Source organism: Embleya sp. NPDC025285, from assembly GCF_055558835.1.
This window is the reverse complement of the sequence record NZ_JBVHLU010000187.1, coordinates 1-11644: the sequence shown is the minus strand read 5'-3', so window position 1 is coordinate 11644 and position 11644 is coordinate 1. Positions and strand designations below refer to the sequence as shown.

At 69.9% G+C, this 11644-nt stretch carries 2 protein-coding genes; both read left to right on the top strand.

What is annotated here, in order from left to right; translation table 11 throughout:
* A partial coding sequence (locus ACZ4FV_RS50310) for an amino acid adenylation domain-containing protein (RefSeq protein WP_465328068.1) occupies nucleotides 1-3569 on the top strand: 3569 nt, incomplete at its 5' end.
* The coding region (locus tag ACZ4FV_RS50305) for an amino acid adenylation domain-containing protein (RefSeq protein WP_465328066.1) at nucleotides 3569-11644 on the top strand (8076 nt) is incomplete at its 3' end. The genes ACZ4FV_RS50310 and ACZ4FV_RS50305, both read left to right, overlap by 1 nt.

Here is an 11644-nt window from a genome sequence, read left to right as displayed (position 1 = left end):
TCGCCCTCGACGCACTCCCGCTCACGAGCAACGGCAAACTCGACCGCAAAGCCCTCCCCGCACCCGACCACCACACCGAACCAGGCCGGGAGCCGGTCGGTCTGCGTGAAGAGTTGTTGTGTGGGGCGTTCGCCCAGGTGTTGGGTCGGGATCGGGTGGGGGTCGACGACAGTTTCTTCGAGTTGGGCGGACACTCGCTGCTGGCGACGCGGCTGGCGTCGCGTGTCCGGGCCGTGCTGGGCGTCGAGTTGGACCTGCGGACGTTGTTCGAGACGCCGACCGTCGCAGGGTTGGCGGTCGCGCTGGACCACGCCGACGCGGCGCGGGCCGCGCTGACGGTCCGGGAGCGTCCGGAGCGGGTGCCGTTGTCGTTCGCGCAGCGCCGGTTGTGGTTCCTGGGGCAGTTGGAGGGTGGCGGCGCGACGTACAACCTGCCGGTGGTGGTGGGCTTGTCCGGTCGTGTGGACGTGGCCGCGTTGTCGGCGGCGTTGCGGGATGTGGTGGGTCGGCACGAAGTGTTGCGGACGGTGGTTGCGGTCGCCGACGGTGAGCCGTACCAACGAATCCTGAGTCTCGACGAACTCGCGTGGGAGCCGGCGGTCGGTCGGGTGTCCGCGGCCGAGTTGCCCGGTGCGGTGGCACGCGCCGTTAGCCACGAGTTCGACCTGGCGACGGAGGTGCCGATCAAGGCGTGGTTGCTATCGTCCGGGCCCGAGCAGCACGCGTTGGTGCTCGTGGTGCATCACATCGCGGGTGACGGTTGGTCGATGGGCCCGTTGGGCCGGGACATCTCCACCGCCTATGCGGCCCGGTGCGCCGGCGATGCGCCCGAGTGGACGCCGCTTCCGGCGCAGTACGCCGATTATGCGCTGTGGCAGAGGGAGTTGCTCGGCGACGCGGACGACCCCGACAGCGTGCTGTCGCGCCAGGTCGCGTACTGGCGGGAGGCGCTTGCCGGAGGTCCGGAAGAGCTGGAGTTGCCCTTCGATCGCCCCCGGCCCCTCGTCGCGAGCGACCGTGGTCACAGCGTCCCGCTCGTGGTCCCCGCCGAGATTCACGTCGAGCTGGTGCGGGTCGCGCGGTCCGAGGGTGTGACGGTGTTCATGGTGTTGCAGGCCGGGTTGGCGGTGTTGTTGTCGCGGTTGGGTGCCGGTACGGATGTGCCGATCGGTGCGGCGGTGGCGGGTCGTACGGACGAGGGTCTGGACGATCTGGTCGGGTTTTTCGTGAACACGTTGGTGATGCGGACGGACCTGTCGGGGGATCCGACGTTCCGGGAGGTGCTGGGTCGGGTTCGGGAGACCGGGCTGGGTGCGTTCGGGAATCAGGATGTGCCGTTCGAGCGGTTGGTGGAGGAGTTGGCGCCGGCGCGGTCGTTGGCGCGGCATCCGCTGTTCCAGGTGATGTTGACGCTGCAGAACACCGGCCGGGCGGCGCTGGATTTGCCGGGGCTTGGGGTCGGTACGTCGGGCGCCGCAGCGGGCGTGTCCGTCGCACAACCGGCGAGATTCGACCTGGATCTGGCGCTGACCGAAGTCTTCGACGAGCAGGACCGTCCCGCCGGGCTTCGCGGCGTGGTCGTGGCGTCGGCCGATCTGTTCGACCCGGATACGGTCGAAACCATCGCCGCCCGCTGGGTACGGGTGCTGGGAACGCTGGTCGCAAATCCGGGTGTTCGACTCGACGCCGTGGACGTGCTGGACGACGACGAGCGCTCGCGGGTGTTGGTCACCTGGAACGACACGGCGGTGGAGGTGCCGGCGGTGCCGGTCGCGGAGCTGTTCGCGGCTCGGGTGGCGGAGGCGCCGGCAGCGATTGCGGTGGTGTCCGGGGATTCGGAGCTTTCGTACGGCGAGTTGGGTGGTCGAGTTCACCGTTTGGCGCGGCGGCTGATCGGGCTCGGGGTCGGCCCCGAGGCGGTGGTCGCGGTGGTGTTGGGTCGCGACTCGGGCTTGATGACAGCGTTGTTGGGTGTCTCGGCTGCCGGTGCTGCGTATCTGGCCATCGATCCGACGCAGCCGGTCGAGCGGATCGCCTACATGCTCGATGACGCGGCGCCGGTCCTGGTGGTCACGGACAGCGTGAACGCGTCGCACATCCCGGCCGCGTGGTGCGGAGAAAGGGGTGCGGTCCTGGTTCTCGACGAGCCTGCGGTGGTCACCGCGCTGGAGAGCCTGCCGTCGTCCCCCGTCGGTGACGCCGACCGTTTGGTGCCGCTGTCGGGTTCGCACCCGGCCTATGTGGTCTACACGTCGGGTTCGACCGGGCAGCCCAAGGGGGTGGTCGTTTCGCAGGCCGGATTCGCGAACACCGTGGCTGCGGGACGGGGCCGGTTCCGACCCGAAGAGAACTCCCGGATCGCGCAGTTCACCTCGATCGGTTTCGATGTGTTCTGTTTGGAATGGGCGTTGGCGCTGGTGTCGGGGGCGGCTTTGGTGGTTGTTCCCGACGAGCGGCGATTGGGCGACGAGTTGGCCCGGTTCCTCGTCGAGCAGGCGATCACGCATGTGTCCTTGCCCCCCGCCGTGTTGGCCGGGGTGCCGGTCGGGGCGATCCCGCCGCACGTGGTCCTGGAGGTGGGTGGCGAGGCGTGCCCACCGGAATTGATGGACCGTTGGGCACCTGGGCGGGTCATGTTCAACACTTACGGGCCCACCGAGACGACGGTGGACGCCACCGTCTGGCACTGCCGGTCGGAGGTCGACGAGATCCCGATCGGGAGCCCGATCGCCAACACCCGTGCCTACGTCCTGGACGACTTCCTGCGTCCGGTCGCGCCCGGGGTGATCGGCGAGCTTCATGTGGCCGGCACGGGCCTGGCCCGGGGCTACCTGGGCAGGGCCGCGCTCACCGGTGAACGGTTCGTGGCCTGCCCGTTCGGTTCGGGTGAGCGGATGTATCGCACAGGCGACCGCGCGCGGTGGACGGCCGCGGGAGAGTTGATGTTCGCCGGTCGGACCGACGATCAGGTGAAGATCCGGGGGTTCCGGATCGAGCCCGGCGAGATCGTGGCCACGCTGACCGCTCACCCCGAAGTGCACTGGGCGGCCGTGGTCACCCGGGCGCAGTCTCCGGGCGACATTCGACTGGTGGCGTATGTCGTCCCGGTCGATGCAGGTGGCTCCGGGAGCACACAACTGCCTTTGGAGCTTCGCCGGTTTGCGGCACAGCGGCTGCCGGGGCATATGCTCCCCGCCGCGATCGTGATGCTCGACGGCATCCCGCTCACCGCCAACGGCAAACTCGACCGGGCCGCTCTGCCCGCTCCCCGCTACGGAGATGCCGACGGCCGAAAGCCGGAGACCGCCCGGGAAGAGGCGCTCTGCGGCGTGTTCGCCGAAGTCCTCGGCCTGGATGCCGTGGGAGTCGACGACAACTTCTTCCACCTGGGCGGGCATTCCCTGCTCGCCATGCAATTGCTCACCCGGATCCGGGAAGTGCTCGGCATCGAGCTGCGGATCAGGGACGTGTTCGAAGCACCCACCGTGGCCGAACTCGCCGGGCACGCGGGAGAGCAGAAGTCAGCCAGGCCGGCGCTGCGGCCGATGCGCGGAACTGAGGAGCACTGATGATTCCCTTGTCGTTCGCGCAGCGGCGGCTGTGGTTCCTCGGCCAGATGGATGGCCCGAGCCCGACCTACAACAGCCCGGTGGTACTGCGTCTGTCGGGGGACCTGGACCGGGACGCGTTGGGGGCGGCACTCCGCGACGTCATCGGCCGGCACGAGGTGCTGCGCACGGTATACGCCGTGGTCGACGGTGAACCGCACCAGGAGATCCTCGACGCCGACACCCTGGAATGGGAGCTCGCCTACACGGAGCTCGACGCCGAGCGGCTGTCCCGGGCGGTGGCGACGGCCACCGAGCACGCGTTCGATCTCGCGCGGGAGATACCGATCCGAGCCTGGCTCTTCCGGTGCGACGGAGAGCATGTGCTCGTGCTGGTGATGCACCACATCGCCGGAGATGGTTGGTCGATGCGGCCGTTGGGACGGGACATCTCCGCCGCCTACGCGGCACGCTGCGCGGGTCATCCGCCGAAGTGGGACCCGCTGCCGGTCCAGTACGCCGACTACGCGCTCTGGCAGCGGGAGTTGCTCGGCAGCGACGACGATCCGAGCAGTGTCCTGCACGCCCAACTGGCGTACTGGCGCTCCGCGCTCGCCGGCATCCCGACCGAGCTGGAACTGCCGGCCGACCGCAGTCGCCCGGCGCTGGCCGGACACCGCGGACACGTGGCGTCGGTGGAGATCCCGGCCGAGTTGCACCGCGAACTGGTGGAGTTGGCCAAGGCCGAGCGGGTGACCGTGTTCATGGTCCTCCAGGCCGGCCTGGCCGTGCTGTTGTCCCGACTCGGGGCGGGTACGGACATCCCGATCGGGGCCGCGGTGGCCGGGCGTTCCGATTCCGCGATGCGGGACATGGTCGGCTTCTTCGTGAACACCTTGGTGATGCGCACCGATCTGTCCGGAGACCCCACCTTCCGTGAGGTGTTGGCCCGGGTGCGTACCTCCGGACTCGGCGCCTTCGACAACCAGGACGTGCCGTTCGAGCGGCTGGTGGAGGAGCTTGCCCCGGCACGGTCATTGGCTCGTCATCCGTTGTTCCAGGTGATGCTGACGCTGCAGAACACCGCGCGCGCGGCGTTGGACCTGTCCGGTGTGCGGGCGGGCACCCCGCTCGACGGCATCGCGGCCCAGTTGTCGGCCGCCGCCGCGGCGAAGTTCGACCTCGACGTGGCCGCTGAGGAACGCTTCGACGCCCAGGGCGGGCCGGCGGGGATCCGCGGCTCGATCACCGGTTCGGCGGACCTGTTCGATCAGGGTTCGGTAGACGCGTTGGCCGAACGCTGGCTGCGGGTGCTGCGGGCACTGGTCACCGACCCGGGCGCGCGGCTCGCAACGGTGGACGTGCTCGGACACGAAGAGCGCACGCGGGTGTTGGTCACGTGGAACGACACCGCGGTGGACTCGCCGCGCCCGTCGGTGCCGGAGTCGTTCGCGGCTCGGGTGGTGGACTCGCCGGACGCGGTCGCGGTGATGTGCGGCGGGACGGGCGTCTCGTACGCGGAGTTGGATGCCCGTGCGGGGCAGTTGGCGCGAGTGCTGCGCGAGCGTGGGGTGGGTGCCGGGTCGGTCGTGGGTCTGTGCCTACCGCGTGGTGTCGACGCGGTGGTGGCGATCCTGGGCGTATGGCGGGCCGGAGCGGCGTATCTGCCGATCGACCCGGAGTACCCCTCGGACCGGGTCGCGTTCATGGTGGCGGACAGTCGCGCCGCGATGTTGATCAGCACCGAGGATCTGTTGGAGGAGTTGCCGGCAGGCCGGTTGCCCACGATCGCGGTCGATGACCTGGCCTCGCGTCCCGAGGACGCGGCCACCGAGCCGTGGGCCTCCGTGCGACCTGCGGAGTTGGCGTATGTGATCTATACGTCGGGTTCGACGGGTCGGCCGAAGGGTGTGGCGGTTACGCACGGCGGGCTGGCGAACTATGTCGCGTGGGCCGGCGAGGCGTATGACGTGGGGGCCTCGGGTGGTGCGCCGTTGCACTCGTCGTTGGCGTTCGACCTGACGGTGACGAGTGTGTTGTTGCCGCTGGTGTCCGGATCGCCGGTGGTGGTCAGCCCCGAGGGCGGCGCCGATGGGCTGGCCGGGCTGGTGCGTTCGAGGTCGGGATTCGACCTGGTGAAGGTCGTCCCCGCGCATCTGCCCTTGCTGGGCGAGTTGTTGACGGACGACGAGGCGGCCGGCGCCGCGCGCTGCGTGGTGGTCGGCGGTGAGGCGCTGTTCGGAGCCGACGTGTCCGCGTGGTTGGCGCGGTCGCCGGGCTCGGTGGTCGTGAACGAGTACGGGCCGACCGAGACCGTGGTCGGCTGCTGCGTCTTCGAGGTCCGCGCGGGCGATGACGTACCGTCCGGGCCGGTGCCGATCGGCCGCCCGATCGCGAACACGCGCCTGTACGTGCTAGGCGAGGACTTGACCCCGGTCCCGGTGGGCACGATCGGCGAGCTGTACGTGGCGGGCGCCGGATTGGCCCGGGGGTACATCTCCCGACCCGGGCTGACGGCGGAGCGGTTCGTGGCCTGCCCGTTCTCGGGCGATGGCGAGCGGATGTATCGCACGGGCGACCGAGTGCGCTGGACCCTTGACGGCCGGTTGGTGTTCGTCGGTCGGGTCGACGATCAGGTGAAGGTCCGCGGCTACCGGATCGAACCGGCGGAGATCGAGGAGGTCTTGGCGGCACATCCGGGGGTGGGCCGGGTCGCCGTGATCGCTCGCGCGGAAGCCTCGGGCGATATCCGCCTGTTGGCCTACGTCGTGCCCGACGACGCCGACGCAGTCGACGAGGACCTGCCGGGCACGCTGCGGGAGTTCGCCGCGCGGCGCCTGCCGGAGTACATGTTGCCGAGCGCGATCGTGGTGCTTGACGCGCTTCCGCTGACCGCCAACGGCAAGCTGGATCGGGCAGCCCTGCCCGACCCCGAGCGGCCGGAGGCCGTGGCAATCGGCGGGATCGCGCCGTCGCCGCAGGAGGAGATCCTGTGCGGGATGTTCGCCCAGGTGCTCGGGCTCGACTCGGTCGGGGTGCATGAGAGCTTCTTCGAACTGGGCGGCCACTCGTTGCTCGCGACGCGGCTGCTCTCCCGCGTGCGCGCCGTGCTCGGCGTGGAACTGGAGATCCGAGCCGTTTTCGAGACGCCGACCGTCTCGGGACTGGCGGCTCGCCTGGCGAACGGGCGGGTGGGCGAACGACGGGTGGCCCTGGCCCGGGGAGTTCGTCCGGAGCGTCCGCCGCTGTCGTTCGCGCAGCGGAGGTTGTGGTTCCTCGGGCGACTGGACGGACCGAACGCGAGCTACAACATTCCCGTGGTCCTGCGCCTGTCCGGTGATCTGAACCGGGACGCGTTGTCGGCCGCGTTGCGGGATGTGGTGGGTCGGCACGAGGTGTTGCGGACCGTCTTCCCGATGGTGGACGGCGAGCCGTATCAGCGGGTGCTCGATTCCGGCGAATCGACCTGGGAGATCGAGCAGGAGGAGGTCGAGCCCGGGGGACTGGCTCAGGCGATCCTGCGGGCCACCGAGTACCCGATCGACCTCGCCGAGGAGATGCCGATCAAGGCGTGGCTGTTCTCGTCCGGCGACGACGAGCATGTGCTGGTCCTGGTGGTGCATCACATCGCCGGTGACGGTTGGTCTATGGGTCCGTTGGGTCGGGATATCTCGGCCGCCTACGCGGCTCGCTGCGCGGGACGCGCGCCCGCATGGGCGCCGTTGCCGGTGCAGTACGCGGACTATGCGCTCTGGCAGCGGGAGTTGCTGGGATCCGAGGACGACCCGGACAGCGTGTTGGCGGCGCAGGTGGCGTACTGGCGCACCGCGCTGGCCGGGATTCCCGACCAGCTGGATCTGCCCGTCGATCGTCCGCGGCCGGCGGTGGTCGGATACCGGGGACATGCCGCCCCGTTGACCGTACCCGCCGAGCTGCACGACCGGTTGGCGCAGTTGGCGCGGGCCGAGGGCGTGACCGTGTTCATGGTGTTGCAGGCCGCGTTGGCGGTGTTGTTGTCCCGGTCGGGCGCCGGCACGGACATCCCGATCGGGACGACGGTGGCCGGACGCACCGACGAGGATCTGGACGACCTGGTCGGCTTCTTCGTGAACACGCTGGTGTTGCGGACCGACCTGTCCGGAGAGCCCACCTTCCGGCAGGTGCTGAGCCGGGTGCGCGAAGCCGGACTCGATGCCTTCGATCACCAGGACGTGCCCTTCGAGCGCTTGGTGGAGGAACTCGCGCCGAGCCGATCGCTCGCCCGGCACCCGCTGTTCCAGGTCATGCTGACGGTCCAGAACACGGCGCGGGCAACCCTCGACCTCCGGACCGTCCGGATCGACGCGCCGACGGCCGAGCTCACGGCCGGTCTGTCCACACCCGCGAAGTTCGATCTGGATGTGACCGTCGAGGAGGTCTTCGACGACCAGGGACGGCCCGCGGGCCTGCGGGGCGGCTTCCTCGGTGTCGCCGACCTGTTCGATGCCGAGTCGGTCGCGACGATGGCGGATCGCTGGGTCCGTGTCCTCGAAGCGGTAACCGCCGATCCGCAGCGGCGAGTGCATGACGTCGACCTCTTCGACACCGACGAGCGCTCGCGAGTGTTGGTCGCGTGGAATGACACGGCGGTGGAAGTGCCGGCGGTGCCGGTGGCCGAGTCGTTCGCGGCTCGGGTGGTGGAGGACGCGGACGCGGTGGCGGTGGTGGCCGGGGGTTCGGCGCTGTCGTATGGGGAGTTGGGTGGTCGGGTCGGTCGTCTGGCGCGGTATTTGGTGGGGTTGGGTGTCGGTCCCGAGTCGGTGGTGGCCGTGGTGTTGGGGCGCGGCCACGGGTTGATGACGGCGTTGTTGGGTGTGTCGGCTGCCGGTGGCGCGTATCTGGCCATCGATCCGATGCAGCCGGCCGAGCGGATCGGCTACCTGCTCGATGACGCCGCACCTGTGTTGGTGGTCACGGACAGCCTGCACGCGCCGCGGGTGCCGTCCACGTGGTCCGGGGCCGGGGTCGGGGCCGCGGTGCTGGTTCTCGACGAGCCTGCGGTGGTCGCGGCGTTGGAGAGCCTGCCGTCGTCGCCCGTGGGTGACGCCGATCGTTCGTCTCCGTTGTGGGGTTCGCATCCGGCCTATGTGGTCTACACGTCGGGGTCGACGGGTCGGCCGAAGGGTGTGGTGGTTTCGCAGGCGGGGTTTGCGAACACCGCTGCGGCGGGGCGTGTGCGGTTCGCGATCGGGGCGGGTTCGCGGATGGCGCAGTTCGCGTCGGTGGGGTTCGACAACTTCTGCCTGGAGTGGTCGGTGGCGCTGTCGTCGGGTGCGGCACTGGTGGTGGTGCCCGACGAGCGTCGGCTCGGTGCGGAGTTGGCCGGGTTCTTCGTCGACGAGGCGATCACACACGCGACGTTGCCGCCGGCGGTGTTGGCCGGTATGCCGTCCGCGCTGATTTCGTCGGACGTCGTGCTGGAGGTGGGCGGCGAGGCATGCCCACCCGAGCTGATGGCCCGGTGGGCCTCGGGTCGGGTGTTGTTCAACACGTACGGGCCGACCGAGACCACGGTGGACGCGGTGGCTTGGCGCTGCCGGCCGGAGGCGGGCGAGGTCGCGATCGGGAGGCCGATCGCGAATGCTCGGGCGTATGTGCTGGACGAGCGTCTCGCGCTCGTGCCGCCGGGGGTGACGGGTGAGTTGTATGTGGCCGGTGTGGGTCTGGCCCGGGGCTATCTCGGTCGGGCGGCGTTGACCGGTGAGCGGTTCGTGGCGTCGCCCTTCGGCTCGGGTGAGCGGATGTACCGGACCGGCGACCGGGCGCGGTGGACGGCGGCCGGTGAGCTGGTGTTCGCCGGGCGGGCGGACGATCAGGTGAAGATCCGGGGGTTCCGGATCGAACCCGGCGAGATCGAGGCCGCGCTGACCGCACACCCCCGGGTTGGCCAGGCGGTGGTACGCACCCGGCCCGGAAGCCCCGCGGCTCGCGCCGGTGACGAGCGACTCGTCGCATACGTCGTCGCGGTCGGCCCCGTTGTCGCCGAGACCGACGAAGACCTTACGGCGACCCTGTGCGCGTTCACCGCGGCCCGTCTGCCGGAGTACATGGTCCCGTCGGCGATCGTCGTCCTGGACGAGCTGCCGCTGACCGCCAATGGCAAGGTGGACCATGCCGCGCTGCCGACGCCCGACTACGTGACCGCGCGTACCGGTCGTGGTCCCTCGTCGGTGCGCGAGGAGGTGCTGTGTGCGGCCTTCGCCGAGGTGTTGGGCCTGACCTCGGTCGGGGTGGACGACAACTTCTTCGCTCTGGGCGGGCATTCGCTGCTCGCGGTGACGTTGGTCGAGCGGTTGCGGGTACGTGGGGTCTCGGTGTCGGTGCGGGCCCTGTTCGAGGCGCCGACGGTGGCCGGGCTGGCCGTCTCGGCCGGTGCGGACCTGGTCGCCGTCCCCGCGAATCGCATCCCTGCCGACGCGACGGCGTTGACGCCGGACATGTTGCCACTGGTGGATCTGTCCGAGGCCGAGGTCGCCCGCGTCGCCGCGTCGATCGACGGCGGGGCCGCCAACATCGCCGACGTCTACCCGCTCGCACCGCTGCAGGAAGGCATCCTCTTCCACCACCTGATGGCGGGTGAGCGCGAACGCGACGTCTACGTGACCTCGTTCGTGCTGGAATTCGACGCCCGTGAACGGCTGGACGGTTTCCTTCGCGCCCTTCAGCAGGTGATCGATCGGCACGACATCTACCGGACCGCGATCGTCTGGGACGGGCTCCCCGACCCGGTGCAGGTGGTGCAGCGACACGCTCCGCTTACGGTGCGCGAGGCGGCGCCTGTCGCCGCCGATGGAGATCCGGCCGCGCACCTTCTGGCCGCCGGTGGGCTGACCATGGACATCGGTCGTGCACCGCTGATCGACGCACACATCACGCCTGCGGCCGAAGCCGGCCGCTGGTACGGCATGTTGCGCGTGCACCACATGATTCAGGACCACACCGGCATGGAGGTCCTGCTTCGGGAGGTGCGGGCGTTCCTCTCCGGTCACGGTGACGACCTGGCGCCGGCGCTGCCGTTCCGTGATTTCATGGTGCAGGCGCGTGAACGTCTGCGGCACGGCGGGCACGAGGAATTCTTCGCCGACCTGCTCGGTGACGTCACCGAACCGACCGCGCCCTTCGGCCTGTTGGACGTGCGCGGCGACGGCGACGGTGTGCAGCGCGCCGATCTCCCGGTCCGGGACGAGGTCGGCACGCGGATTCGCGAGGTGGCCCGTCGGCTCGGAGTCAGCCCGGCCACCGTTCTGCATGTGGCCTGGGCCCAGGTGTTGTCGGCGCTCTCCGGTCGCGACGACGTCGTGTTCGGGACGGTGTTGTCCGGTCGAATGCACGCCGGTGCCGACGGCGATCGGGCGCTCGGGCTTTTCATGAACACCCTTCCCGTTCGGGCCGATCTGCGGAACATCGGTGCGCGAGCGGCGGTTTCGGCCATGCGCGACCGGTTGGCCGCGTTGCTGGAGCACGAACACGCACCTTTGGCCGCCGCTCAGCGAGCCGCCGGGATTGCCGAGGACACACCGCTGTTCACCGCTTTGTTCAACTACCGGCACAGCGGTGGTCGGACGGCGAACGCGGATTCCGACGGGCCCCGAGGCGATGCGATCGTGTCCGGAATCCGCACGGTCTTCATGCTGGACCTCACCAACTTCCCGCTGGCCGTCTCCGTGGACGACCTGGGCACGGACGGCTTCGCGCTGACCGTGGACGTGGTGGCCCCCGGCGACCCGCATGTGGTCACCCGGATGTTGCACACCACCATCGAGAACCTGCTCGTGGCCCTGGAAGACGGCCTGGACCACGAAGACGCCCCCGACGTCCCCCTCGACACCGTGGCGGTCCTGGGCGCGGACGATCTCGGCCGGCTGTTGGTGGAGTGGAACGACACGTCTGCCGAGGTGGTTCGGGCGTCGGTGGTGGGGTTGTTGGGCCGGTGGGTGGAGGGGTCTCCGGATGCGGTGGCGTTGGTGTGTGGTGGGGAGGAGGTGTCGTTCGGGGAGTTGGATGCGCGGTCGGGTCGGTTGGCGGGCTATCTGACCGGTTTGGGGGTGGGTCGGGAG